This is a genomic window from Pseudomonas sp. 8AS (assembly GCF_902506505.1).
Taxonomy (GTDB): Bacteria; Pseudomonadota; Gammaproteobacteria; order Pseudomonadales; family Pseudomonadaceae; genus Aquipseudomonas.
The window spans coordinates 2,120,416-2,145,696 of the sequence record NZ_LR733406.1; the positions used below are offsets into that span (position 1 = coordinate 2,120,416).

Consider the following 25,281-nt stretch of genomic DNA (forward strand, 5'->3'; position numbering starts at 1 on the left):
AATGAGCACGCACTTCATCGCCGGCAGCTGGCAGCCCGGCCAGGGCGAGGCCTTCGCCTCCCTCAATCCGGTCACCCAGGCCAGCATCTGGGTCGGCAATGGCGCCAGCGCCGCGCAGGTCGAGCAGGCCGTCGCCGCCGCTCGTGCTGCCTTCCCGGCCTGGGCGCGGCGCCCGCTGGAGGAGCGCATCGCCGTGCTCGAGCAGTTCGCCGCCACCCTCAAGGCGCACAGCGACGAGCTGGCCCGCGCCATCGGCGAGGAAACCGGCAAGCCGCTGTGGGAGTCGGCCACCGAGGTGACCAGCATGGTCAACAAGGTCGCCATCTCCGTGCAGAGCTACCGCGAGCGCACCGGCACCAAGAGCGGCCCGCTGGCCGACGCCACCGCAGTGCTGCGGCACAAGCCGCATGGCGTGGTGGCCGTATTCGGTCCGTACAACTTCCCCGGCCACCTGCCCAACGGCCATATCGTGCCGGCGCTGCTGGCCGGCAACGCGGTGGTGTTCAAACCCAGCGAGCTGACGCCCAAGGTTGCCGAGCTGACCGTCAAGTGCTGGATCGAGGCCGGCCTGCCGGCTGGCGTGCTCAACCTGGTGCAGGGCGCCCGCGAAACCGGCGTGGCCCTGGCCGCCAGCACCGGCATCGACGGTCTGTTCTTCACTGGCTCCAGCCGCACCGGCAACCTGCTGCACAGCCAGTTCGCCGGGCGTCCGGACAAGATCCTGGCCCTGGAAATGGGCGGCAACAACCCGCTGGTGGTCGACCAGGTCGCCGATCTGGATGCCGCCGTGTACACCATCATCCAGTCCGCCTTTATCTCCGCCGGCCAGCGCTGCACCTGCGCGCGGCGCCTGCTGGTGCCGGCGGGCGAGTGGGGCGATGCCCTGCTGGCGCGCCTGGTGGCGGTCAGCTCGACGATCAAGGTCGGCGCCTTCGACGAGCAGCCGGCGCCCTTCATGGGTTCGGTGATTTCGCTGCAAGCCGCCGAGCACCTGCTCAAGGCCCAGCGCCAGTTGGTCGACCAGGGCGCCAGCGTGCTGCTGGAGATGATCCAGCCGGTGGCGAACGCCGCGCTGCTGACCCCGGGGATCATCGACGTCACGGCGGTGGCCGAGCGCATCGACGAGGAGTTCTTCGGCCCGCTGCTGCAGGTGATCCGCTACGCCGATTTCGATGCTGCCATCGCCGAGGCCAACAACACCCAGTTCGGCCTGGCCGCCGGCCTGCTGTCGGATAGCGCCGAGCGCTACCAGCAGTTCCTCATCGAGAGCCGTGCCGGCATCGTCAACTGGAACAAGCAGCTGACCGGCGCCGCCAGCAGCGCGCCGTTCGGTGGCGTCGGCGCCTCCGGCAACCACCGCGCCAGCGCCTACTACGCCGCCGATTACTGCGCCTACCCGGTCGCCTCGCTGGAAAGTGAAACCCTGAGCCTGCCCGCCACCCTGACCCCGGGAGTGAGTCTGTGATGTCCGCCTATGAGATGAACTTTGACGGCCTGGTCGGCCCGACCCACAACTACGGCGGCCTGTCCTACGGCAACGTGGCGTCGCAGAGCAACAGCCAGGCGGCGTCCAGCCCGAAGGAAGCGGCGCTGCAGGGCCTGGGCAAGATGAAGGCGCTGATGGACATGGGCTTCAAGCAGGGCGTGTTCGCCCCGCAGGAGCGCCAGGACGTCGCTGCCCTGCGCAGCCTGGGTTTCGCCGGCACCGATGCCCAGGTGATCGCCCAGGCGGCGAAAGAAGCGATGCCGCTGCTGGCCGCCGTCAGCTCGGCTTCCAGCATGTGGACCGCCAACTCCTGCACCGTCAGCCCCAGTGCCGACACCGCCGATGGCCGTGTGCACTTCACCGCCGCCAACCTCAACTGCAAGTTCCACCGCTCAATCGAGCACCCGACCACCAGTCGCGTGCTGGGTGCCATGTTCGCCAGCGAGCAGCACTTCGCCCACCACGCCGCATTGCCGGCAGTCGGCCAGTTCGGCGACGAAGGCGCTGCCAACCACACCCGTTTCTGCAAGGGCTATGGCGATGCCGGCGTGGAGTTCTTCGTCTACGGTCGCAGCGCCTTCGACAGTCGCTACCCGGCGCCTGCGCGCTACCCGGCGCGGCAGACCCTCGAAGCCTCGCAGGCCATCGCCCGCCTGCATGGCCTGAGCGACGACGGCGTGGTCTATGCTCAACAGAACCCGGCGGTGATCGACCAGGGTGTGTTCCACAACGACGTGATCGCGGTGGGTAACGGCGAAGTGCTGTTCTACCACCAGGATGCCTTCCTCGACACCGAGCGGGTGCTGGCCGAACTGGCCGCCAAGCTCGCTCGTCGTGGCGGCAACTTCCAGGCGGTCTGCGTGCCGCGTGAGGCGGTGACGGTGGACGATGCGGTGCGCTCCTACCTGTTCAACAGCCAGCTGTTGACCCGCGAAGACGGCAACATGCTGCTGATCGTGCCGGAGGAGTGCCGCAACAACGCCAGCGTGTGGAGCTACCTGCAGCAGCTCACCGGCGGCAACGGCCCGATTCGCGAGGTCAAGGTGTTCGACCTCAAGCAGAGCATGCAGAACGGCGGTGGCCCGGCTTGCCTGCGCCTGCGCGTGGCGCTCACGGACAACGAACTGGCGGCGGTCAATCCAGGCGTGATCATGACCCCGAGCCTGTACGAAACCCTGACCGTCTGGGTCGGCAAGCACTACCGCGACCGCCTGGCGGAAAGCGACCTGGCCGATCCGCAATTGCTCATCGAATGCCGCACGGCATTGGATGAACTGACGCAGATCCTTAAACTGGGCGCGGTTTACCCCTTCCAATTGGCTTAACGAGTACTTATTCCATGTCCGACGCCCTGCAACTGATCCTCGAAGACACCGACGGCACCCAGCTGGAAACCACCTGCACGCGCTTTGCCGTGATCTGGCAGGGCAAGGAAGTGTGGATCCAGCAGGCCGGCAACGGGCAGCTGCTGATCGGCGTGGACGTGGAGGAGGGCGACAGCGAGTACGCCAACCTGCTGCTGCGCCCGCTGGCCACCAACCTGGTCAGCCTGCAGCTGGAAATGGAGCCGGCCGAGGTCGGCGACGAAGACGACGACCATGTGCATGGTCCGGACTGCAACCACTAAGGACTCCTGCCGCCATGCTCGCCCTCGGCAAACTGCTTGAACTGACCCTGGCCGGCCGCGAGCCGACCGAGAAGATTCAACTGACCCGCGAGGGCGTGCGCCTGCACTGGCTGGCCAATGGCGCGCTGGAAGTGACGCCGTCGGTGAGTGCCGACAGCGGCCTCGACCTGCTGCTGTCGGCCGGCATCCACGGCAATGAAACGGCGCCGATCGAGTTGCTCGACCGCCTGCTGCAAGGCATAGCCTCCGGCCAGCTGGTTCCCCAGGCGCGGATTCTCTTCCTGTTCGGCAACCCGGAGGCCATGCGCCGCGGCGAGCGCTTTATCGAGCAGGACATCAATCGTCTGTTCAGCGGTCGCCATGAGCAGAGCAGTGGCCCCGAGGCCTTACGCGCCAACGAGCTGGAGCACCTGGCCGCGGCCTTCTTCAGCAAGCCCGGGCGCTCGCGCCTGCACTACGACCTGCACACCGCCATTCGTGGCTCGAAGATCGAGCAGTTCGCCCTCTATCCCTACGCCGAAGGCCGTGTCCATTCGCCCCGCGAACTGGCGCGCCTACGCGCGGCGGGGATCGAGGCGGTGCTGCTGCAGAAGAAGGTCGGCATCACCTTCAGCTCCTACACCTACGCCCACCTGGATGCCGAGGCCTTCACCCTGGAGCTGGGCAAGGCGCGGCCGTTCGGGCAGAACCAGGGGGTCAACCTCGATCCGCTGGAGCGGCGCCTGCGCCAGATCATCGAGAACAGCGAACCGGCCGATAGTGCGCTCGATGGCCTGCAGCTGTTCAGCGTGGCGCGCGAGGTGATCAAGCACAGCGATGCGTTCCGCCTGCACCTGCCCGCCGATGTGGAAAACTTCAGCGAACTGCCGGTCGGCTACCTGCTGGCCGAAGACATCGCCGGCACCCGCTGGCTGGTGGAGGAGGCGGGGGCGCGGATCATCTTCCCCAACCCGAAGGTGAGGAATGGCCTGCGCGCCGGGATTCTGATCGTTCCGGCCGCCATCTGACCGCTCGCCCTGCCTTGTCGGCCCGCCTCTAGCGGTGCAATAGACGCTTTCTATCCATTTTCCCCGCAAACAGGCTGTGCCTGCCGCGCAGGGCCGATATAATGCGGCCCTTTGCCGGCTTGCCGTGGCCGTCGTTTGCCTGGAAGAAATACATGAAAAGCGCAGAAATCCGTGAAGCCTTCCTCCGCTTCTTCGAAGAGAAGGGGCACACCCGTGTGGCATCCAGCTCGCTGATCCCGGCGAACGATCCGACCCTGCTGTTCACCAACGCAGGGATGAACCAGTTCAAGGACTGCTTCCTCGGCCTGGAAAAACGCGCCTACACCCGCGCCACCACCAGCCAGAAGTGCGTGCGTGCCGGCGGCAAGCACAACGACCTGGAAAACGTCGGCTACACCGCGCGCCACCACACTTTCTTCGAAATGCTGGGCAACTTCAGCTTCGGCGACTACTTCAAGCGCGACGCCATCACCTACGCCTGGGAGTTCCTGACTTCCGACAAGTGGCTGAACCTGCCGAAAGAGAAGCTCTGGGTCACCGTCTACGCCACTGACGACGAAGCCTACGACATCTGGCACAAGGAAGTCGGCATCCCGGCCGAACGCATGATCCGCATCGGCGACAACAAGGGCGCGCCGTACGCCTCCGACAACTTCTGGGCGATGGGTGACACCGGCCCGTGCGGCCCGTGCACCGAAATCTTCTTCGACCACGGTGAGCACATCTGGGGCGGCCCGCCCGGTTCGCCGGAAGAAGATGGTGACCGCTACATCGAGATCTGGAACAACGTGTTCATGCAGTTCAACCGCACCGCGGACGGCGTGCTGCACGCTCTGCCGGCGCCGAGCGTGGACACCGGCATGGGCCTGGAGCGCATCAGCGCGGTGCTGCAGCATGTCAACTCGAACTACGAAATCGACCTGTTCCAGAGCCTGCTGAACGCCGCGGCCAAGGCCATCGGCTGCGCCAACGAGGCCCAGGCTTCGCTGAAAGTGGTGGCCGACCACATCCGTTCCTGCGGCTTCCTGATCGCCGATGGCGTGACTCCGTCCAACGAAGGCCGCGGCTACGTGCTGCGCCGCATTATCCGTCGCGCCTGCCGCCACGGTAACAAGCTGGGTGCCAAGGGCAGCTTCTTCTACCAGATCGTTGCCGCACTGGTCGGCGAGATGGGCGAGGCCTTCCCCGAGCTGAAACAGCAGCAGGCGCACATCGAGCGCGTGCTGAAGACCGAGGAAGAGCAGTTCGCCAAGACCCTGGAGCAGGGCCTGAAGATCCTCGAGCAGGATCTGGCCGAACTCAAGGGTAGCGTCATCCCTGGCGAGGTGATCTTCAAGCTGTACGACACCTACGGCTTCCCCATGGACCTCACCGGCGACATCGCCCGTGAGCGCGAGCTGACCCTCGACGAGGAAGGCTTCGAGCGCGAGATGGACGCCCAGCGCGAGCGTGCCCGCTCCGCCAGCGCCTTCGGCCTGGACTACAACAGCCTGGTCAAGGTCGACGTGGATACCGTCTTCACCGGTTATGCGGGCACCCAGGGGGCCGGCAAGGTCGTCGCGCTGTTCAAGGCCGGCGCGGCGGTGGACAGCTTGGGCGAAGGCGAGGAGGGCGTGATCGTCCTCGACCAGACGCCTTTCTACGCCGAATCCGGCGGCCAGGTCGGTGACACCGGTTACCTGACAGCTGCTGGCGTGCGCGTCGATGTGCGCGATACCACCAAGGCCGGTGGCGCCTTCTTGCACCACGTCATCGTCGCCCAGGGTGCGATCAAGGTTGGTGACGCGCTGCAGGCTGCGGTCGACGCCTCGGTGCGCCAGGCCACCGCGCTGAACCACTCCGCGACCCACCTGTTGCACGCCGCGCTGCGCCAGATTCTCGGCGAGCACGTGCAGCAGAAAGGCTCGCTGGTCGATAGCCAGCGCCTGCGCTTCGACTTCAGCCACTTCGAGGCGATCAAGCCCGAGCAGCTGAAGGCCCTCGAAGAGCTGGTCAACGCCGAGATTCGCAAGAACTCGGCTGTCGAGACCGAGGAAACCGATATCGAAACCGCCAAGCAGAAGGGCGCCATGGCCCTGTTCGGCGAGAAATACGGCGACGAAGTGCGCGTGCTGAGCATGGGTGGCGGTTTCTCCGTCGAGCTGTGCGGCGGCACTCACGTGTCGCGTACCGGCGACATCGGCCTGTTCAAGATCACCAGCGAAGGCGGCGTGGCCGCCGGCGTGCGCCGCATCGAAGGCGTCACCGGCGCCGCGGCGCTGGCCTGGCTGAATGGCGCGGAAGAGCAGCTGAAAGAAGCGGCGAGCCTGGTCAAGGGCAGTCGCGACAACGTGCTGGACAAGCTGGCCGGCCTGCTCGAACGCAACCGTCAGCTGGAAAAGGAGCTGGAGCAGCTTAAGGCCAAGGCCGCCAGCGCGGCCGGCAACGACCTGGCCGGCTCGGCTATCGAGGTCAACGGCATCAAGGTGCTGGCCGCGCGTCTCGATGGCCTGGATGGCAAGGCCCTGCTGGCCATGGTCGATCAGCTGAAGAACAAGCTGGGCAGCGCGGTGATCCTGCTCGGCGGCGTGCAGGACGACAAGGTCGTGCTGGTCGCCGGGGTGACCCAGGACCTGACCGCCAAGCTCAAGGCCGGCGATCTGATGCGCCAGGCCGCCGCCGTTGTCGGTGGCAAGGGTGGTGGCCGGCCGGACATGGCCCAGGGCGGTGGCGTGGACGCCGGCAAGCTGGATGAGGCCTTGGCCCTGGCTGCCGCTTTCGCCGGCTAAGCTCGATAAATCCGCGATACCCAAGGCTGGCAGCGCGTCCGGCAAGCCTTGGCAGTGTGGCCCGATGCGGGTCTAATGGGCGCCCTTGAGGAATCAGGCGGCTTTTTGACATGGCTTTGATCGTACAGAAATTTGGGGGCACCTCCGTCGGCACCGTCGAGCGTATTCAGCAGGTGGCCGACAAGGTGAAGAAGTTCCGCGAAGGCGGCGATGACATCGTCGTCGTGGTGTCCGCCATGAGTGGCGAAACCAACCGCCTGATCGAACTGGCCAAGCAGGTCAGCGATGGTCAGCCGGTGCCGCGCGAGCTGGACGTGATGGTCTCCACCGGCGAGCAGGTGACCATCGCCTTGCTGGCCATGGCGCTGATCCAGCGCGGCGTGCCGGCGGTGTCCTATACCGGCAACCAGGTGCGCATCCTCACCGACAGCGCGCACACCAAGGCGCGCATCCTGCAGATCGACGACCAGCGTATCCGTGCCGATCTCAAGGCCGGTCGCGTGGTGGTGGTCGCCGGTTTCCAGGGTGTGGACGAGCAGGGCAACATCACCACCCTCGGTCGTGGCGGTTCCGACACCACCGGCGTGGCCCTGGCGGCGGCGCTGAAGGCCGACGAATGCCAGATCTACACCGATGTCGACGGCGTCTACACCACCGATCCGCGCGTGGTGCCCAAGGCCCGTCGCCTGGAGAAGATCACCTTCGAGGAGATGCTGGAAATGGCCAGCCTCGGCTCCAAGGTGCTGCAGATCCGCTCGGTGGAGTTCGCCGGCAAGTACAACGTTCCGCTGCGCGTGTTGCACAGCTTCCAGGAGGGTCCGGGCACCCTCATTACCCTTGATGAAGAGGAATCCATGGAACAGCCGATCATCTCCGGCATCGCTTTCAACCGCGACGAAGCCAAGCTGACCATCCGTGGCGTGCCTGATATCCCGGGCGTGGCCTTCAAGATCCTCGGCCCGATCAGTGCCGCCAATATCGAAGTGGACATGATCGTGCAGAACGTGGCGCACGATAACACCACCGATTTCACCTTCACCGTGCACCGCAACGACTACCAGAACGCCTACAGCGTGCTGGAAAGCACCGCGCGCGAACTGGGAGCCCGCGAGGTCAGTGGCGACACCAATATCGCCAAGGTCTCCATCGTCGGGGTCGGCATGCGTTCCCATGCCGGCGTCGCCAGTCGCATGTTCGAGGCGCTGGCCAAGGAAACCATCAATATCCAGATGATCTCGACCTCGGAAATCAAGGTTTCCGTGGTGATCGAGGAGAAATACCTGGAGCTGGCCGTGCGCGCATTGCACACTGCCTTCGAGCTGGACGCTCCGGCCCGACAGGGTGAGTGAAGCGTTGTCCGAAAGGCGCGGCTAGTCCGCGCCTTTTGCTTTTTTTGAGCGGTGCGACGGGGGCTTTCCTTTTGTCGATGCTGGTCAATACTTGGGTGAAGGTTCCGGCTTGATATTGGCGGGGCTGCCACCATTTTATTTCTGCAGATTGTTGTCCTGAACTAAGTCCGTAAGGAGAAAGGAATGCTGATTCTGACTCGCCGGGTTGGAGAGACCCTGATGGTCGGTGATGAAGTGACCGTCACTGTGCTAGGTGTGAAAGGTAACCAGGTGCGCATCGGCGTTAACGCTCCGAAGGAAGTGGCCGTGCACCGGGAAGAAATCTACCAGCGCATCCAGAAAGAGAAAGGCGACGAACCAAGCCACTAATTTTTCTCGAAATTTTGGCTTTGCAAACGGGGAAAACATGGTTATCATGCGCCCCGTGTTGCGGAGAGGTGGCCGAGTGGCCGAAGGCGCTCCCCTGCTAAGGGAGTACACCTCAAAAGGGTGTCGGGGGTTCGAATCCCCCCTTCTCCGCCATTATTTAGTGCTGCAGGCGTTGATGTTGGATGTCTACAGTGCAAGCGTTACATGCACTCATAGCTCAGCTGGATAGAGTACTCGGCTACGAACCGAGCGGTCGGAGGTTCGAATCCTCCTGAGTGCACCAAATCGGAATGGCTTGCAGTGATGCAGGCCATTTTGTTTCAGCCAGCGGTGATCTGGTTAAAAGCGCCATTTGCACTCATAGCTCAGCTGGATAGAGTACTCGGCTACGAACCGAGCGGTCGGAGGTTCGAATCCTCCTGAGTGCACCATATAGGGGATTGCCGCAGTGATGCGGGGTTCCAGGATTCAACCAGCGGTGATCTGGTCTAAAAGCGCCACTTGCACTCATAGCTCAGCTGGATAGAGTACTCGGCTACGAACCGAGCGGTCGGAGGTTCGAATCCTCCTGAGTGCACCATAAAGCCAAAAGGCCCGCAGCGATGCGGGCCTTTTGCATTTCAGCGTTTGCCTTTCACGCAGCCGGCTTCGTCGAAGGTGACCTGGCGTCGATTGCCCTTCTGGTCGGCGTAGTGATAGCGGGTCTGGCCATCCTGGCTGGTGATCTTGTCGGGCTCGCCCAGGCTGCTTTCGACGTCGCGACGCGTCATGCCGGCGCGCACCTGTTGACGAATCATCGCACTGCGCCGCTGACTGCCGGTGATGCGGTTGCCGCAGCCATCCTGTTTCTCGCCCACTACGACTACTGGTGTCTCACGGCTGTCGCCCTTGTGCGTGCTGCTCTTGCTGCGGTTGTCCTTGGCTAGCGGAACCGGTTTGCCTCGGCCTGGCGTGGGGTTGTCTGCGCTCTGCAGGGCCTGCTCGGCATCTGTCGGGCATCCCTGCAGGGTGTAGGTGATGTGGCCGCTGTGGTCTTCGCAGCGGAACACGGTCGAGGCGAGAGCATTTGTGGTGGGCAATAGCAGGGTTGCGCAAATTCCTGCGCAGATTGATCGCAGCATGGGGCGTCCTCCTTGACGTTCCCGGGCAAGCCTAGCTGATCTTGGAGCTGTCGCCAGTGGTGTCTCGCGGTGCCGGTCTGGCGTCAGAGTCGTGCTTTCAAAGTTTGCTCAAGTGTGTGGTGCAAGCGCTTGTTCTAGACACGATTTTGTCGCGTATGGGCTGGCCTGGAGTGCTATCATTGCCCTGTCAGCTCCGCCGGGGCTTGTGGAATACCACCATGGACTTACCCAGTAGTTACTCAAAATTCCGATTGCCCAATCGCGTATTGACTGATTGATCCCCGTGGCGTGCTCTGCTGCTGGGGTGGAGCGCGCCATATGACTGAAGTAGAAGCCAAAAAGCCGCAAGAGAGCATGCAAGACCGCCTGGCCCAGGTGGTTGAATTGCTGCATCGTCACCGGCTGGTTGAAAGCCTGGCGCATCGCCAGGAAGGCCAGCACCGGGACCTGGTGGAAAACCTGGTCCATCGACAGAATCTCGCCGAACTGCAGCGCAAGCTCGATGAGCTGCACTCGGCCGACGTCGCCCATATTCTGGAAGCCCTGCCGCTCGATGAGCGCCTGGCCGTCTGGCAGCTGGTCAAGGCTGAGCGTGACGGCGACATTCTCCTCGAAGTTTCCGATGCCGTTCGTGAATCGCTGATCGCCGACATGGATGATCACGAGATCCTCGCCGCGGCCAAGGAAATGGACGCCGACGAGCTGGCGGATCTGGCCCCCGAGCTGCCGCGCGATGTGGTCCTCGAGCTGATGGAGTCCCTCGATGCGCAGCAGCGCGAGCGCGTGCGCTCGGCGCTGTCCTACGAGGAGGATCAGGTCGGGGCGCTGATGGACTTCGAGATGGTCACCATCCGCGAGGACGTCAGTCTCGAAGTGGTGCTGCGCTACCTGCGCCGCCTGAAGGAACTGCCGGGCCATACCGACAAACTGTTCGTGGTCGATTACGACGGCATCCTCAAGGGTGTGCTGCCGATCAAGCGCCTGTTGGTCAACGATCCGGACAAGCAGGTCGGCGAAGTCATGGCCAGCGATCCGGTCAGTTTCGCTCCGGATGAGGATGCCTACGATGCGGCTCAGGCCTTTGAGCGCTACGACCTGGTTTCCGCGCCTGTAGTCGATGCTGCCGGCAAGCTGATCGGGCGCTTGACCATCGACGAAATGGTCGACCTGATCCGCGAGGAGAGCGAGACCGAAGTGCTCAACATGGCCGGTCTGCGCGAAGAGGAGGATATTTTCGCCTCGGTGTGGAAATCGCTCGGTAACCGCTGGTCCTGGCTGGCGATCAACCTGATCACCGCCTTTGTCGCCTCCCGCGTGATCGGGTTGTTCGAGGGTTCCATCGAAAAGCTGGTGGCCCTGGCGGCGCTGATGCCCATAGTGGCTGGGATTGGCGGCAACTCGGGGAATCAGACCATTACCATGATCGTGCGCGCGATGGCGCTGGATCAGATCAGTACCGGCAACACTTCGCGCCTGATGCGCAAGGAGCTGGGCGTGGCGCTGGTCAACGGCCTGGTCTGGGGTGGGGTGATCGGCGTGGTTGCCTTCCTGCTCTACAACAGCTGGTCGCTGGGCCTGGTCATGACCGGGGCGATGACCCTCAACCTGTTGCTGGCGGCCCTGATGGGCGTGTTGATCCCCATGACCCTGGCGCGCATGGGGCGCGATCCGGCGATGGGGGCCAGCGTGATGATCACGGCGATGACCGACAGTGGTGGCTTCTTCATTTTTCTCGGCCTGGCCACCATCTTTTTGCTGTAGATCCGAGGGGCAGAGAAGCCGCCTGCGGGCGGTTTTTTCATAAAGGGTCATCGTGCTTGCCCATGGAAGATCCGCCGCGATTTTGGCTATGCCTCAGTCACATCTCAGCACTTTTCAAGAATGCTCTGAAGCTCCGTCATCATCGACTCGGTGGTATTGATACGACTACAGGCAAGGCCGGGGCGTATTTCATATCCAGAGCGTCAGTGTCGACTCTAGTGTCGGATGGCCTGCTTTCACGGGTTTGCAACTAGCATCCGGTCACTTATTCCAAGTCGTGGCGCAACCCTGAAGCCATCCAGTCGGTGCACCGTCTGCAGCAGGCGTTCGGCGACTCCAGGCCAGCCTAGGCCTTGAGCGCCTGCTCGCGGTTGAGCCCGAGCAACTGGCGAAAGCCGGGTAGCGCCAGCGGTTTGCTGAACAGGTAGCCCTGGTACAGGTGGCAACCCTGCTGCAGGAGGAAGTCCAGCTGCTCCTGCTGCTCGACGCCCTCGGCGATCATCTGCAGATTCAGGCTGCGTGCCATGGCGACGATGGCGCGGATGATTTCCGCATCGTTGGGGTCGCTGGTGGCGTCGCGGACGAACGACTGGTCGATCTTCAGCACGTCCACCGGCAGGCGCTTGAGGTAGGTCAGCGAGCTGTAGCCGGTGCCGAAGTCGTCCATGGCGAAGCTGACGCCGAGCTTCTTCAGCTGGTGCATCTTGGCAATGGTGTCATCCAGATTCTGGATCACGATGCCTTCGGTGATCTCCAGCTTGAGCATTGGCGCCGGCAGGGCGCTGCTCTTCAGGCTGAGTTCGACCAGTTCGACGAAGTTGTGCTGGCGGAATTGCCGCGGGCTGATGTTCACGCACAGCTGGAAGTGGACCGGGTCGAGCAGGCCGTCGCGTAGCTGGCGGGCGCAGGCGTGGCAGGCCTCGCTGAGCACCCAGGTGCCGGCTTCGAGGATCAGCCCGCTTTCCTCCAGGACCTGGATGAACTGGCTCGGCGACTGCGGGCCGAGGGTCGGGTGGGTCCAGCGCAGCAGGGCCTCGGCGCCGATGATGCGGTTGTTGCGGGCATCCACCTGGGGCTGGAAGTGCAGCTCGAACTCGCCGCGGGCCAGGGCCAGGCGCAGGTCGTTCTCCAGGCGCAGGCGCTCGCTGGCGGCGTCCTGCATGGCCTTGCGGAACACCTGCACGGTGTTGCGTCCGGAATCCTTGGCCCGGTACAGGGCGATGTCGGCGCGCTTGAGCAGGTCGGTCGGGTTGTCGCCGTGCTCGGGCAGCAGGGCGATGCCGATGCTCGGCGTGACCTGCAGGCGATGGCCGTCCAGGTGCATGGGTTCGCCGAGCAGCTGGCGCAGTTTGTCGGCAACCTGGCGCACTTGGTGGCGAACCTGATTGCGGGTGCCCTCCAGGCCGGACAGCAGCACCACGAACTCGTCGCCGCCCAGGCGCGCTACCGTGTCTTCCTGGCGCACGCTGGCGCTCAGGCGCGCGGTCACCAGCTTGAGCACGGCATCGCCGACCGGGTGGCCGAGCGAGTCGTTGATGTGCTTGAAGTGGTCGAGGTCGAGGAACAGCAGCGCGCCATGCAGGTTGTGGCGCTTGAGCAGGGCGATCTGCTGGGTCAGGCGGTCCATCAGCATGGCGCGGTTGGGCAGGTTGGTCAGCGGATCGTGGTAGGCCAGGTGATGGATCTGCGCCTGGGCATCCTTCAGCTCGCTGATGTCGCGGGCGGTGAGCAGCAGGCAGGGAATGTCGTCGAGTTCGATGGGCTCCACCGAGACCTCGACCAGGCGGACATGGCCGTCACGGTGCTGGCCGTGCATTTCCAGGTGGTAGGCGCGGCCTTCGCGCTTGATCGTCTCGACCATCATGACCCGCTCTTGCGGGTCGGCCCAGACGCTCAGTTCGTTGGCGCTGCGGCCGATGACCTCGTCGGCCCGGTAACCGGTCAGGCGGCAGAAACCCTCGTTGACCTCGATATAGCGGCCGCTGTCGCGTTCGGTGATGGTGATTGCGTCCGGGCTGGAGTGGAAGGCCTTGGCGAACTTGTCCTGGCTGGCCTTGAGCGCGGCCTCGCTCTTCTGCCACTCGCTGATGTCGCGAAAGGTGGTGGTGATGCACAGCTGGCGTTCGACGCGGATGAAGCGGCTGGACAGCACGCAGGTCAGCTCGCGGCCGTCCTTGGTGCGGAAGCGCGCCACCTCGTTGTTCAGGCCCTGGTCCTGGGTCAGCTGCTTGAATAACCGGTTGCGCTGCTGCTCATCGACCCAGAAGCCCAGTTGCGGTGCGCTTTTCCCGACGATTTCCGCCGGTTGCCAGCCGAAGGTCTGGCTGAAGCTGGGGTTGATCTCGATGAACGCGCCGTCGCGGATGCGCGACACGCTGATCGGCTCCGGGCTGCTCTGGAACAGGGTAGAGAACTTCTCCTCGGAGGCGGCCAGGCGCTGTTCGCGCTGCACCCGCTCGCTGATGTCGATGAGGATGCCGGCCATGCGCAGCGGCTGGTTCTGGGCGTCACGGTAGAGCTTGGCGGTGCTTTCCAGGTAGTGCAGCTCGCCGTCGGCGAAGCGCGTGCGGTAGGTGATCTGGTAGTCGGTGCGGGTGCCGTCGAGCAGTTCCAGGTAGGCCTGGCGCATGCTGTGCCGGTCCTGCAGGGGCACGTGGCTGAAGAATGCGGTGAAGTCGCCGTGGTAGGGCGTGTCGGCCAGCCCGTGCAGGGCCGCGGCGCGCGCCGAGCCGTACAGGGTGTCGCTGGGGATGTGCCATTCCCAGGTGCCCAGGCTGGCGGACTCGAGGGCCAGGGTCAGGCGTTCCTGGCTGTCGCGCAGGGCCTGCTCCTGGGCGCGCTCGTGGCCGATGTCGCGCACGGTGAGGACCAGGCACGGCTTGCCGTCCAGTTCGATCTCGCCACCGAAGATCAGGTTGAGGCTGGGCTGGCCGCGGCGGTCGAGCAGTTCGACTTCCAGGTTCTGGCAGCTGCCGTCGTGCTGCATGGCATCGATCAGGCGCTGGCGATCGCCGGGGCTTTTCCAGATGCCCAGCTGCAGCGAACTGCGGCCGATGGCTTCGTCCTTGCTCCAGCCGAAGCGCTGCTCGAAAGCCGGGTTGACTTCGATGAAGATGCCGCTGGCCTTGTCGGTGATGACGATGGCGTCCGGGGTCTGGCGGAAGGCCTTGGCGAATTTTTCCTCGCTGGCGCGCAGGGCGGCGGCGGCCTGCTTGTCCTCGGTGGTGTCGAGGAAGGTGCTGAGCAGGTAGGCCTGCTTGTCGATTTCGATGTACTGGCTGTTCAGTACGCCATGCAGTTGCCGGCCATCGCGGCTGTTCAGGCGTACATGCTGGATCACCGGCTCCTGGCTTTGCCAGGCCTTGGCGCGCAGTTCGTCGCGCTGGCCCGGGTCGCTCCACAGGTTGAGCTCGAGGGTGGTGCGGCCGAGGACCTCGCTGGCATTCCAGCCGAACAGTCTCTCGAAGTGCGGGTTGGCTTCGACGATCCGGTTGTCCTCGGCGCGGATCAGCAGGAGTACGTCGGGAATCATGTGGAACAGGATGGAAAAGCGCTGTTCCGACTGGCTCAGGGCGACCGAGCGCTCCTGCTGTTCTGTGATGTCGCGGATCACCCCGAATACCCGCTTGCTGCCGTCGCTGTCGAGCTGCTGGCGGCCGCTGATCTCCAGCCAGTGCAGGCTGCCGTCGGGCCAGCGGATGCGATGGCGCAGCGGCTCGGCGGCAGGCGTGCCGGCGAGCACCTGGCGGAACAGGCGCAGCACGCGCGGGCGGTCTTCTTCCGGGATCAGGTCGATGTAGTCGACGCGCTGGCGCAGGGGATGGCTGGCGTCGATGCCGAACAGCGCCTGCGCGCCGCGCGACCAGCTGACCTGGCCGCTGTCGGTGTCCCAGTACCAGGCGCCCAGGTGCGCGCCGTTGAGCGCGGCAAGCAGGCGCGGCGCGTCTTGCCAGGTCTTCTCGACTTCGGCGGGATCCAGCGCCGGAATGAACGGCAGGGGGGGCGTTGGCTTGGGCAATTTGGGCATGGCGGGCTCGTGTGGCGCATGCATGTGGCTGTCACCGTCCGGTAACTGGCCTGGCTGATGCCTGCGGGGGCCTTTCTTATCGTTATGGGGCCACGTTAGCCCCACTCCAGGCCTCTAGGCAAGGCCTGTGCGGTGCTGCTGGAACGCGTCTGTGACGGGGTTGTTGCGCCGCTAGCGGGGCAGGGCCGCGCCGGGCAGGGTGCGCTGTTCGTCGAGCAGGTTCATGAAGGCCTTGGCCGCATTCGACAGGGTGCGTTCGGTATGCAGGATGTAGCCGAGCTGGCGGCTCAGCTGGATGCCGGGCAGCGGCAGGCGAGTGACCTGCTCGTCGAGCATGGTGCGCGGCAGCACGCTCCAGGCCAGGCCGATGGAGACCATCATCTTGATGGTTTCCAGGTAGTTGGTGCTCATGCCGATGTTCGGCGTCAGCCCTTCGGCCTCGAACAGGCGGCGCACGATGTGGTGGGTGAAGGTGTTGTCGCCGGGAAACACCGCCGGATGCCGGGCCACATCGGCCAGGCGGACCGTGCCGCCATTGCGCACCAGCGGGTGCTCGGGGGCGGCGACGAAGTCCAGCGGGTCGTCCCACACCGGCACGGCGCGCACCGGCTCGCGGGTTTCCGGGGCCAGGGTGATCACTGCCAGCTCGGCGCGGCCGTGGAGGATCTCCTCGTAGGCCACTTCCGAGTCGAGGAACTGGATGTCCAGCGCCACCTGCGGGTGGGCGCGGGTGAAGGCGCGCAGCAGCGGCGGCAGGCGGTGCAGGCCGATGTGGTGGCTGGTGGCCAGGGTCAGGCGACCGGTGACTTCGCCATTCAGGTTGGTCAGCGCGCGGCGCGTATCGTCCAGCACGTTGAGGATCTGGTAGGCGCGCGGCAGCAGGGCGCGGCCGGCTTCGGTGAGGCTGACTTCGCGGCCCAGGCGGTCGAACAGGCGCACCTTGAGCTGCTGTTCCAGGCCGGCGATGCGCTTGCTCACTGCCGGCTGGGTCAGGTGCAGGCGTTCGGCGGCCTCGGAGAAACTGCCGGCTTCGGCGATGGCGAGAAAGGCGTTGAGGTTGGCGAGGTCCATGCTGTAGCTCCGGGCCGCGGATGGCGAGTGACGGGCGGCGCGGTTGCGCGCGGCATATAGAAGCAAGCTTATAGCGCAGCGCATTCCGACAAGGAATGCTTTGGATAAAAATTATGAATTGGAGTTATTTGATGCCAGCCCCTAGGATCGCCACATGGGTAGAAGGGCCATAGACCCTGCACCCCCCAAACCGCTGATGAGGATTGCTCCGATGGCCGGCAAAACGCTGTACGACAAGCTCTGGGACATGCATGAGGTGAAGCGCCGCGATGATGGTTCGTCGCTGATCTACATCGACCGGCAGATCCTCCACGAAGTGACCTCGCCGCAGGCCTTCGAAGGGCTGCGTCTGGCCGGGCGCAAACCCTGGCGTGTGGACGCCAATATTGCCACCCCGGACCACAACGTGCCGACCACCAAGGCCGAGCGCCAGGGCGGCCTGGAGTCGATCGCCGACGAGGTGTCGCGCATCCAGGTGCAGACCCTCGACGAGAACTGCGACGACTTCGGCATCCTCGAATTCAAGATGAACGACAGCCGCCAGGGCATCGTCCACGTGGTCGGCCCGGAGCAGGGCGCCACCCTGCCGGGCATGACCGTGGTCTGCGGCGATTCGCACACCTCCACCCACGGCGCCTTCGGTGCCCTGGCCCACGGCATCGGCACCTCCGAGGTCGAGCACGTGCTCGCCACCCAGTGCCTGGTGGCCAAGAAGATGAAGAACATGCAGGTGCGCGTCGAGGGCCAGCTGCCCGCCGGAGTCACCGCCAAGGACATCGTTCTTGCTGTCATTGGCAAGATCGGCACCGCCGGTGGCAACGGCCATGCCCTGGAGTTTGCCGGTAGCGCCATTCGCGAGCTGTCCCTGGAAGGGCGCATGACCATCTGCAACATGGCCATCGAGGCCGGTGCCCGTGTCGGTCTGGTGGCTGTCGATGACAAGACCATCGCCTATGTCGAAGGCCGTCCCTTCGCGCCCAAGGGCGCCGACTGGAACAAGGCCGTGGCCCAGTGGCAAGGCCTGGTGTCCGATGCCGATGCGCACTTCGACACCGTGGTCGAGTTGCGTGCCGAAGACATCAAGCCGCAGGTCAGCTGGGGCACTTCGCCGGAAATGGTCCTGGCCGTAGATGAGTGCGTGCCGGACCCGGCCGCCGAGGCCGACCCGGTCAAGCGCGACTCGATCGTGCGCGCCCTGAAATACATGGGCCTGACCGCCAACCAGGCGATCACCGATATCCAGCTGGACCGCGTATTTATCGGCTCCTGCACCAACTCGCGGATCGAAGACCTGCGCGCCGCCGCCGAGGTGGCCAAGGGCCGCAAGGTCGCCGGCAGCGTCAAGCAGGCGCTGGTGGTACCGGGTTCCGGCCTGGTCAAGGCGCAGGCCGAGGCCGAAGGCCTGGACAAGATCTTCATGGAGGCCGGTTTCGAATGGCGTGAACCGGGCTGCTCCATGTGCCTGGCGATGAACCCGGACAAGCTGGGTAGCGGCGAGCACTGCGCCTCGACCTCCAACCGCAACTTCGAAGGCCGCCAGGGCGCCGGTGGTCGTACCCACCTGGTCAGTCCGGCCATGGCCGCCGCCGCCGCGGTGACCGGTCACTTCATCGATGTACGCGAACTGATGCAGGCCTGAGGAGCTAGATGATGAAAGCCTTTACCCAACATACCGGCCTGGTCGCGCCGCTCGATCGCGCCAACGTCGACACCGATCAGATCATCCCCAAGCAGTTCCTCAAGTCGATCAAGCGCACCGGCTTCGGCCCCAACCTGTTCGACGAGTGGCGTTACCTGGATGTCGGCCAGCCGAACCAGGACAGCTCGGGTCGCCCGATCAACCAGGATTTCGTGCTGAACTTCCCGCGCTACCAGGGTGCCAGCGTGCTGCTGGCGCGGGAGAACTTCGGCTGCGGTTCGAGCCGCGAGCATGCGCCCTGGGCGCTGGAAGAGTACGGTTTCCGCACCATCATCGCACCGAGCTTCGCTGATATCTTCTTCAACAACAGCTTCAAGAACGGCCTGCTGCCGATCATCCTCAAGGAGGATGAGGTCGATGCGCTGTTCCAGCAGGCCGAAGCCACCGAGGGTTACCAGCTGACCGTCGACCTGGCGGCGCAGACCGTGACCCGTCCGGACGGCGTGCAGTACGGGTTCGAGGTCGATGCCTTTCGCAAGCACTGCCTGCTCAATGGCCTGGACGATATCGGCCTGACCCTGCAGGACGCTGAGGCGATCAAGGCCTTCGAAGCCAAACACCAGCAGAGCAGCCCCTGGCTGTTCGGCGCGATCAAGTGATGTAGGGTGGGTTAGGCCGAAGGCCGTAACCCGCCGGACAGAGGTCCGGCAACGAAAATGCCGGGCCTTGCTGAATAAATGAGGAATGCAATGAGCAAGCAGATTCTGGTTCTCCCTGGCGACGGCATCGGCCCGGAAATCATGGCCGAGGCAGTCAAGGTGCTGCAGCTGGCCAACGACAAGTACAGCCTGGGCTTCGAGCTGAGCTTCGACGAGCTGGGCGGCGCGGCCTATGACAAGTACGGCGTGCCGTTGGCCGACGAGACCCTGGAGCGCGCACGCGCTGCCGATGCGATCCTGCTCGGCGCGGTGGGCGGGCCCAAGTGGGACGCCATCGAGCCGGCCCTGCGCCCGGAGCGCGGCCTGCTGAAGATCCGCTCACAGCTGGGCCTGTTCGGCAACCTGCGTCCGGCCATTCTCTATCCGCAGCTGGCCGAGGCTTCCAGCCTCAAGCCGGAAGTGGTGGCCGGCCTGGATATCCTGATCGTCCGTGAGCTGACCGGCGGCATCTACTTCGGTCAGCCGCGCGAGAGCAAGGTGCTGGAAAACGGCGAGCGCATGGCGTACGACACCCTGCCGTACAGTGAGAGCGAGATCCGCCGCATCGCCAAGGTCGGCTTCGACATGGCCATGGTGCGCAACAAGAAGCTCTGCTCGGTGGACAAGGCCAACGTGCTGGCCTCCAGTCAGCTGTGGCGCGCCGTGGTCGAGGAAGTGGCCAAGGATTATCCGGAGGTCGAGCTGTCGCACATGTATGTCGACAACGCCGCCATGCAGCTGGTCCGTGCGCCCAAGCAGTTTGATGTGATGGTCACCGACAACATGTTCGGCGACATCCTCTCCGACGAAGCCTCCATGCTCACCGGCTCCATCGGCATGCTGCCGTCGGCATCCCTGGATGCCAACAACAAGGGCATGTACGAGCCGTGCCACGGCTCGGCGCCGGATATCGCCGGGCAGGGCATCGCCAACCCGCTGGCGACCATTCTCTCGGTGTCGATGATGCTGCGCTACAGCTTCAATCAGGCCGCCGCGGCCGATGCCATCGAGCTGGCCGTGAGCAAGGTGCTCGATCAGGGTCTGCGTACCGGCGACATCTTCTCCGCGGGCATGACCAAAGTCGGTACTGCCGGCATGGGTGATGCGGTAGTCGAAGCGCTGCGTAGTCTGTAATCTTTCAGCCCCTCCGGGACCGCCCGGCGGGTTGTATATAAAGGTGTAGTCGTTATGAAACGTGTAGGTCTGATCGGTTGGCGCGGTATGGTCGGTTCCGTGCTCATGCAGCGCATGCTGGAAGAGCGTGACTTCGACCTGATCGAGCCGGTGTTCTTCACCACCTCCAATGTCGGCGGTCAGGGCCCGGCCGTGGGCAAGGACATTGCCCCGCTGAAGGATGCCTACAGCATCGACGAGCTGAAAAGCCTCGACGTGATCCTCACCTGCCAGGGTGGCGACTACACCAGCGAAGTCTTCCCCAAGCTGCGCGAAGCCGGCTGGCAGGGCTACTGGATCGATGCGGCCTCCAGCCTGCGCATGGCCGATGACGCGGTGATCGTGCTGGACCCAGTCAATCGCAAGGTCATCGACCAGTCGCTGGACGCCGGCACCAAGAACTACATCGGCGGCAACTGCACCGTCAGCCTGATGCTGATGGCCTTGGGCGGCCTGTACGAAGCCGGCCTGGTCGAGTGGATGAGTGCCATGACCTACCAGGCGGCGAGCGGCGCCGGCGCGCAAAACATGCGCGAGCTGATCAAGCAGATGGGCGCGATCAACGCCTTTGTGGCCGATGACCTGGCCAACCCGGCCAGCGCCATCCTCGACATCGACCGCAAGGTCGCCGAGGCCATGCGTGGCGACAGCTTCCCCACCGACCAGTTCGGCGTACCGCTGGCCGGCAGCCTGATCCCCTACATCGACAAGGAACTGCCGAACGGGCAGAGCCGTGAAGAGTGGAAGGGCCAGGCCGAGACCAACAAGATCCTCGGGCGCAACAAGAGCCCGATCCCGGTCGACGGCCTGTGCGTTCGCATCGGCGCCATGCGCTGCCACAGCCAGGCGCTGACCATCAAGCTGAACAAGGATGTGCCGCTGGCCGATATCGAAGGCCTGATCAGCCAGCACAATCCCTGGGTCAAGCTGGTGCCGAACCAGCGTGAAGCCAGCATGCGCGAGCTGACGCCGACCGCCGTCACCGGCACCCTCAGCGTGCCGGTCGGGCGCTTGCGCAAGCTCAACATGGGCTCGCAATACCTCGGCGCCTTCACCGTCGGCGACCAGCTGCTGTGGGGCGCGGCCGAACCACTGCGACGCATGCTGCGCATCCTGCTGGAGCGTTAAGCAACAAGGGCCGGCCAACACCGGCCCTTGTTCATTGTGGGCGGCAAATTGCCTGTGCGGGCGGCGCCGGTTAGAGTGCCGTCCATTCGCTTCTCTGGGTAAGGCCTGCTGATGTCCAAGCTTTTCGATATCGCCGTGATCGGTGCCACCGGCACTGTCGGTGAAACCCTGGTGCAACTGCTCGAAGAGCGCGCCTTTCCGCTGGCCAGTCTGCATCTGCTGGCCGGTAGCGCCTCGGCGGGGCAGTCGGTGCCATTCAAGGGCAAGAACCTGCGGGTGCGCGAGCTGGCCGACTTCGACTTCGCCACGGTGCAGCTGGTGTTCTTCTGTGCGGGCGCGTCCGTCACCCAGGCCTATGCGGCGAAGGCCCAGGGCGCCGGTTGCACGGTGATCGACCTGAGCGGCGCGCTGCCCCAGCAGCAGGCGCCGCGCCTGGTGCCGGAGGTCAATGCCGAGCTGTTGGCCGGGTTGCAGGCGCCTTTTCTGCTGAGCAGTCCGCAGCCGCTGGTGGTGGCCTTGGCGCTGGTGCTGGCACCGTTGCGGGCTGCGCTGGCGCTGCAGAAGGTTAGCGTGATGGCGGCCCTGGCGGTGTCCAGCCAGGGGCGCGAGGGGATTGCCGAACTGGCCCGGCAGACCACCGAACTGCTCAACATGCGCCCGCTGGAGTCCAAGGTGTTCGACCGGCAGATCGCCTTCAACCTGCTGGCCCAGGTCGGCGGGCTGGAGGAAGAGGGTGGTCACGCGCTGCTGGAGCGCCAGCTGGCCGAGGAGCTGAAGCAGGTGCTGGCGCTGCCGCAGCTGCGCGTCGCGGCCACCTGCGTGCAGGCGCCGGTGTTCTTCGGCGACAGCCTGGCCGTTTCGCTGCAGGCCGCCGAAACCGTGGATATTGCCCAGGTCGCCCGGCTGCTGGAGGCGCAGGAGGGCATCGAGCTGGTCGAGGCCGGCGATTATCCGAGCGTGGTCGGCGACGCCGTGGGGCAGGACGAGGTGTATGTGGGGCGTCTGCGCACGGGGCTGGATGATCCGGCCGAACTCAATTTGTGGATTGCGTCTGATAATGTGCGAAAAGGCTCCGCGCTAAATGCTGTGCAAATAGGCGAGTTATTGATAAAACACTATCTGTAAAAGATACTTAGCCCCAAATTTGAAGAATTTTTCTAGCTTGGCAATACTGGTTTGGCTGTTCGCTGACGGGGAACCGCTGTAGGCGGGTGCAGGCAGTGACCTTCAAAATCCTCTCGATTATCGAGAAAAAAAGATAAAACAAGGGATTACGCTATGGTTCGGGTTCGCAAACTGGTGCTGGCAATCGCCGCTGCTTCGGCGCTGACCTCCGGTACGGCGCATGCGCTCGGGCTGGGGGAAGTTACCCTCAAGTCCTCGCTGAGCCAGCCGTTGGTGGCGGAAATCGATTTGCTCGAGGTGCGCGATCTCGGCACTGCCGAGGTGATTCCGGCATTGGCGTCCCCGGAGGAGTTCAACAAGGCTGGCGTCGATCGCCAGTACTTCCTGACCGACCTCAAGTTCACGCCGGTGATCAAGCCCAACGGCAAGAGCGTGATTCGCATCACCTCCAGCAAGCCGGTGAACGAGCCCTACCTGAATTTCCTGGTGGAAGTGCTGTGGCCCAACGGTCGCCTGCTGCGGGAATACACCCTGCTGCTCGACCCGCCGCTCTACTCGCCGCAACCGGTAGTGGCCGCGGCCCCGCGCCTGCCGGTCGCCGCCCCGGTGTCGGCTCCGGCGCCCCGTCCGCAGGCTGCTGCGCCGACCCCGCGTCCAGTCGCTCCGTCTGCGGCCCCGCTCGCCAGCCGACCAGCCGCGCCGGCCAGCAGTGCGCCCAGCCAGATCCAGGGTAACGAATACAAGACCACCTCCAGCGATACGCTGTGGGAAATCGCCCAGCGCACCCGTCAGGGCGGCTCCGTGCATCAGGCCATGCTGGCGATCCAGGAACTCAATCCGGATGCCTTCGTCGACGGCAACATCAATCGACTGAAGAGCGGCCAGGTGCTGCGTCTGCCCGATGATCAGCAGATCAAGAGCCGCAGCCAGGCCGAGGCCATCGCCCAGGTTACCGCGCAGAATACCGCCTGGCGCGAAGGTCGCAGCCTGGCCAGTACCGGTTCGCGTCAGCTGGACGCGACCAAGCGTTCCGAGGCCGGCGCCGCGCCAGCCAAGGCCGAAAGCAAGGACAGCCTGAAGCTGGTGGCCGCCGAGAGCGGCAAGTCGGCCGGTGGCAGCGAGAAGGGCGTCGGCGACAACAAGGCGCTCAACGACCAACTGGCCGTGACCAAGGAAAGCCTGGACTCCACTCGTCGTGAAAACGAAGAGCTGAAGGGACGCATGACCGATCTGCAGAGCCAGCTGGACAAGCTGCAGAAGCTGATCGCCCTGAAAGACAACCAACTGGCCAAGCTGCAATCCGATCTGGCTAGCCAGCCGGCGGCCGCTCCGGCTGCACCGGCGCAGCCTGCCGCACCGGTAGAGGCCAAGCCGCAGGCAGTCGAGCCCGCCGCTGCCAAGCCGGTTGAAGCCAAGCCAGCTGAGGCACCAGCCGTGCCGGCTCCGGTGGCGGAAGCCGTCAAGCCGGCCACCCCCGACTACAACTACAGCGAAGAGCCGGCCGCCAAGGTCGAGGCGCCCAAGCCCGTAGTCGCCGCCCCGGCGCCGGCTGCTCCGGCCAAGCCTGCAGCACCCGCCAAGCCGGCTCCGGTCGTGGCCGCCGAGCCGCAGCCGAGCAGCTTCATCGATGACCTGCTGGCCAACCCGATGCTGCTCGGCGCCGTCGGCGGCGGTGCGCTGCTGGCGCTGCTGGTCGGCCTGATGGTGCTGTCGCGGCGCAATGCGATGAAGGAAGCCGAGCTGCAGAACAGCCTGGCCAGCGACGATCTGGGCAGCACCTTCGAAGCCGATCTGGACATGCCGCAAGACAGCTTCGCCGAGCTGGGCGATGCTTCTGCGCAAACCGTGGTGCGCGAGCAGGAACGTGTCGCACCGCAAACCGCCGATGCCCTGGGTGAGGCGGATATCTACATCGCCTACGGCAAGTTCAGCCAGGCCGCCGAGCTGCTGCTGAATGCCATCAACGACGAGCCGCAGCGCGCCGATCTGCGCCTGAAACTGATGGAAGTCTATGCCGAGCTGGGCGACCGCGACGGTTTTGCCCGCCAGGACCAGGAACTGCGCGAGATCGGTGGCGCTGCCGCCAATGTCGACCAGCTCAAGGTCAAGTATCCGGCCATGATCGCGGCAGCCGCTGGCAGCATGGCGGCGCTGGATGACATGGACTCCTTCAGTCTCGACGATCTGACCCTGGACGAGCCTTCCGCTCCGGCCAAGGGCGCCGATCTGGATGACGCCTTCGACCTGAGCCTGGATGAGCTGGAAAGCGACCTGCAGGATGCACCCAAGCTGGCCGATGCCGACCTGGATGCCCTGAGCTTCGACGCCCCGGTTGCCGAGCCCAGCGCGGCCGCTGACCTGGATTTCGATCTGGACCTCGGCGTCGACAGCACGGCTGACGCGCTGGAGTTGGGCGACGATCTGGCTGACTTCAGCCTGGATCTGCCGGCCGACAGCAAGCCCGGCGAGCTGGCCGATGACGACTTCATGCTCAGCCTGGAAGATGAACCGGCGGTGTCGCTGAGCTCTGCTCCGGTCGAAGCCGAACTGGATATGTCGGCCGATTTCGATCTGTCGCTGGCCGATGAGCCGGCTGCGACCGTGCCTGCCGCCGACAGCTTTGCTGCACAACTGGATGAGGTCAGTGCCGAACTGGAACAAATGAGCGGCGGTCTGGATGATGAGCTGCTAACCGACGACCTGGCCTTTGCCCCAGTGCAAGAGCCGGCCGCAGCCGCAGGACTGGATATGGACGACGATTTCGACTTCCTGTCGGGCACCGATGAGACCGCGACCAAGCTGGATCTGGCGCGGGCCTATATCGACATGGGCGACACCGAAGGTGCTCGTGATATCCTCGACGAAGTAGTCGCCGAAGGTAATGAAGGTCAGCAGCAGGAAGCGCGCGAGCTGATCGGTAAACTGGTCTGAT

At 64.6% G+C, this 25,281-nt stretch carries 17 protein-coding genes and 4 tRNA genes; 18 read left to right on the forward strand and 3 right to left on the reverse strand.

Features of this window, described 5'->3' with window-relative positions:
* Nucleotide 1 precedes the first annotated feature (1 nt).
* The 11 genes from astD to GV001_RS09995 all read left to right on the forward strand — a co-directional run bounded on the left by astD (nucleotide 2) and on the right by GV001_RS09995 (nucleotide 9,186).
* Nucleotides 2–1,465 carry a succinylglutamate-semialdehyde dehydrogenase gene (gene astD / locus GV001_RS09945; RefSeq protein ID WP_160079465.1) on the forward strand — a complete coding sequence of 488 codons (1,464 nt, stop codon included), beginning with the start codon at nucleotides 2–4 and terminating at the stop codon, nucleotides 1,463–1,465.
* Complete coding sequence (gene astB, locus GV001_RS09950; protein ID WP_160079466.1) at nucleotides 1,465–2,811, forward strand: N-succinylarginine dihydrolase; 1,347 nt, start codon at nucleotides 1,465–1,467, stop codon at nucleotides 2,809–2,811. Before astD ends, astB begins: the two co-directional genes overlap by 1 nt.
* A 14-nt stretch (nucleotides 2,812–2,825) precedes the next feature.
* Nucleotides 2,826–3,113, forward strand: a complete 288-nt coding sequence (locus tag GV001_RS09955; protein ID WP_160079467.1) for a topoisomerase II — start codon at nucleotides 2,826–2,828, stop codon at nucleotides 3,111–3,113.
* Nucleotides 3,114–3,127: 14 nt separating this feature from the next.
* A complete protein-coding gene (gene astE / locus GV001_RS09960) occupies nucleotides 3,128–4,120 on the forward strand; it encodes a succinylglutamate desuccinylase (protein ID WP_160079468.1) in 993 nt (330 codons plus the stop codon).
* Nucleotides 4,121–4,272: 152 nt separating this feature from the next.
* Nucleotides 4,273–6,888 carry an alanine--tRNA ligase gene (gene alaS, locus GV001_RS09965; RefSeq protein WP_160079469.1) on the forward strand — a complete coding sequence of 872 codons (2,616 nt, stop codon included), beginning with the start codon at nucleotides 4,273–4,275 and terminating at the stop codon, nucleotides 6,886–6,888.
* 110 nt (nucleotides 6,889–6,998) lie between these two features.
* A complete protein-coding gene (locus GV001_RS09970; protein WP_160079470.1) occupies nucleotides 6,999–8,237 on the forward strand; it encodes an aspartate kinase in 1,239 nt (412 codons plus the stop codon).
* A gap of 183 nt (nucleotides 8,238–8,420) precedes the next feature.
* On the forward strand, nucleotides 8,421–8,606 hold the full coding sequence (gene csrA / locus GV001_RS09975) for a carbon storage regulator CsrA (RefSeq protein WP_069517029.1): 186 nt from the start codon (nucleotides 8,421–8,423) through the stop codon (nucleotides 8,604–8,606).
* 62 nt (nucleotides 8,607–8,668) lie between these two features.
* Nucleotides 8,669–8,759 (forward strand) — tRNA-Ser (locus GV001_RS09980).
* A gap of 53 nt (nucleotides 8,760–8,812) precedes the next feature.
* A tRNA-Arg gene (locus GV001_RS09985) sits at nucleotides 8,813–8,889 on the forward strand.
* A gap of 71 nt (nucleotides 8,890–8,960) precedes the next feature.
* Nucleotides 8,961–9,037, forward strand: a tRNA-Arg gene (locus tag GV001_RS09990).
* Between the two features lie 72 nt (nucleotides 9,038–9,109).
* A tRNA-Arg gene (locus GV001_RS09995) sits at nucleotides 9,110–9,186 on the forward strand.
* Nucleotides 9,187–9,226: 40 nt separating this feature from the next.
* Here GV001_RS09995 and GV001_RS10000 read toward each other — a convergent pair.
* Nucleotides 9,227–9,727, reverse strand: coding sequence for a DUF4124 domain-containing protein (locus GV001_RS10000; protein WP_160079471.1), 501 nt, complete (start codon nucleotides 9,725–9,727; stop codon nucleotides 9,227–9,229).
* A 318-nt stretch (nucleotides 9,728–10,045) separates the two neighbouring features.
* Between GV001_RS10000 and mgtE the strand changes: the two genes are divergently transcribed.
* Nucleotides 10,046–11,488 carry a magnesium transporter gene (gene mgtE / locus GV001_RS10005; RefSeq protein WP_160079472.1) on the forward strand — a complete coding sequence of 481 codons (1,443 nt, stop codon included), beginning with the start codon at nucleotides 10,046–10,048 and terminating at the stop codon, nucleotides 11,486–11,488.
* Nucleotides 11,489–11,834: 346 nt separating this feature from the next.
* Here the strand turns inward: mgtE and GV001_RS10010 are convergent, their stop codons facing one another.
* Both GV001_RS10010 and GV001_RS10015 read right to left on the reverse strand, forming a co-directional pair.
* Nucleotides 11,835–15,515: a PAS domain S-box protein gene (locus GV001_RS10010; RefSeq protein ID WP_160079473.1), complete on the reverse strand. Its 3,681-nt coding sequence runs from the start codon at nucleotides 15,513–15,515 to the stop codon at nucleotides 11,835–11,837.
* A 171-nt stretch (nucleotides 15,516–15,686) separates the two neighbouring features.
* Nucleotides 15,687–16,586 carry a LysR family transcriptional regulator gene (locus tag GV001_RS10015; protein WP_160079474.1) on the reverse strand — a complete coding sequence of 300 codons (900 nt, stop codon included), beginning with the start codon at nucleotides 16,584–16,586 and terminating at the stop codon, nucleotides 15,687–15,689.
* Nucleotides 16,587–16,797: 211 nt separating this feature from the next.
* On the opposite strand from GV001_RS10015, the gene leuC reads away from it, so the two are divergent.
* The 6 genes from leuC to GV001_RS10045 all read left to right on the forward strand — a co-directional run bounded on the left by leuC (nucleotide 16,798) and on the right by GV001_RS10045 (nucleotide 25,280).
* Nucleotides 16,798–18,225: a 3-isopropylmalate dehydratase large subunit gene (leuC, locus tag GV001_RS10020; RefSeq protein WP_160079475.1), complete on the forward strand. Its 1,428-nt coding sequence runs from the start codon at nucleotides 16,798–16,800 to the stop codon at nucleotides 18,223–18,225.
* A gap of 11 nt (nucleotides 18,226–18,236) precedes the next feature.
* Nucleotides 18,237–18,884 (forward strand): 3-isopropylmalate dehydratase small subunit, encoded by a 648-nt coding sequence (gene leuD, locus GV001_RS10025; protein ID WP_160079476.1) that lies wholly within the window; start codon nucleotides 18,237–18,239, stop codon nucleotides 18,882–18,884.
* 90 nt (nucleotides 18,885–18,974) lie between these two features.
* A complete protein-coding gene (gene leuB, locus GV001_RS10030) occupies nucleotides 18,975–20,057 on the forward strand; it encodes a 3-isopropylmalate dehydrogenase (protein ID WP_160079477.1) in 1,083 nt (360 codons plus the stop codon).
* 54 nt (nucleotides 20,058–20,111) lie between these two features.
* A complete protein-coding gene (gene asd, locus GV001_RS10035) occupies nucleotides 20,112–21,224 on the forward strand; it encodes an aspartate-semialdehyde dehydrogenase (RefSeq protein WP_160079478.1) in 1,113 nt (370 codons plus the stop codon).
* A 111-nt stretch (nucleotides 21,225–21,335) separates the two neighbouring features.
* Complete coding sequence (locus tag GV001_RS10040; RefSeq protein ID WP_160079479.1) at nucleotides 21,336–22,349, forward strand: aspartate-semialdehyde dehydrogenase; 1,014 nt, start codon at nucleotides 21,336–21,338, stop codon at nucleotides 22,347–22,349.
* A 153-nt stretch (nucleotides 22,350–22,502) separates the two neighbouring features.
* Nucleotides 22,503–25,280 (forward strand): FimV/HubP family polar landmark protein, encoded by a 2,778-nt coding sequence (locus GV001_RS10045; protein WP_160079480.1) that lies wholly within the window; start codon nucleotides 22,503–22,505, stop codon nucleotides 25,278–25,280.
* The last annotated feature ends 1 nt before the right edge of the window (nucleotide 25,281 follow it).

What these genes read in the sequence shown, in the direction of transcription:
- astD (WP_160079465.1), top strand. Translation starts at nt 2, where the DNA reads ATGAGCACGCACTTCATCGCCGGCAGCTGGCAGCCCGGCCAGGGCGAG.
- mgtE (WP_160079472.1), top strand. Translation starts at nt 10,046, where the DNA reads ATGACTGAAGTAGAAGCCAAAAAGCCGCAAGAGAGCATGCAAGACCGC.
- leuD (WP_160079476.1), top strand. Translation starts at nt 18,237, where the DNA reads ATGAAAGCCTTTACCCAACATACCGGCCTGGTCGCGCCGCTCGATCGC.
- asd (WP_160079478.1), top strand. Translation starts at nt 20,112, where the DNA reads ATGAAACGTGTAGGTCTGATCGGTTGGCGCGGTATGGTCGGTTCCGTG.
- leuB (WP_160079477.1), top strand. Translation starts at nt 18,975, where the DNA reads ATGAGCAAGCAGATTCTGGTTCTCCCTGGCGACGGCATCGGCCCGGAA.
- GV001_RS10010 (WP_160079473.1), bottom strand. Translation starts at nt 15,515, where the DNA reads ATGCCCAAATTGCCCAAGCCAACGCCCCCCCTGCCGTTCATTCCGGCG.
- GV001_RS10000 (WP_160079471.1), bottom strand. Translation starts at nt 9,727, where the DNA reads ATGCTGCGATCAATCTGCGCAGGAATTTGCGCAACCCTGCTATTGCCC.
- alaS (WP_160079469.1), top strand. Translation starts at nt 4,273, where the DNA reads ATGAAAAGCGCAGAAATCCGTGAAGCCTTCCTCCGCTTCTTCGAAGAG.
- GV001_RS09955 (WP_160079467.1), top strand. Translation starts at nt 2,826, where the DNA reads ATGTCCGACGCCCTGCAACTGATCCTCGAAGACACCGACGGCACCCAG.
- GV001_RS10015 (WP_160079474.1), bottom strand. Translation starts at nt 16,586, where the DNA reads ATGGACCTCGCCAACCTCAACGCCTTTCTCGCCATCGCCGAAGCCGGC.
- leuC (WP_160079475.1), top strand. Translation starts at nt 16,798, where the DNA reads ATGGCCGGCAAAACGCTGTACGACAAGCTCTGGGACATGCATGAGGTG.
- astB (WP_160079466.1), top strand. Translation starts at nt 1,465, where the DNA reads ATGTCCGCCTATGAGATGAACTTTGACGGCCTGGTCGGCCCGACCCAC.
- csrA (WP_069517029.1), top strand. Translation starts at nt 8,421, where the DNA reads ATGCTGATTCTGACTCGCCGGGTTGGAGAGACCCTGATGGTCGGTGAT.
- GV001_RS10045 (WP_160079480.1), top strand. Translation starts at nt 22,503, where the DNA reads ATGGTTCGGGTTCGCAAACTGGTGCTGGCAATCGCCGCTGCTTCGGCG.
- GV001_RS09970 (WP_160079470.1), top strand. Translation starts at nt 6,999, where the DNA reads ATGGCTTTGATCGTACAGAAATTTGGGGGCACCTCCGTCGGCACCGTC.
- GV001_RS10040 (WP_160079479.1), top strand. Translation starts at nt 21,336, where the DNA reads ATGTCCAAGCTTTTCGATATCGCCGTGATCGGTGCCACCGGCACTGTC.
- astE (WP_160079468.1), top strand. Translation starts at nt 3,128, where the DNA reads ATGCTCGCCCTCGGCAAACTGCTTGAACTGACCCTGGCCGGCCGCGAG.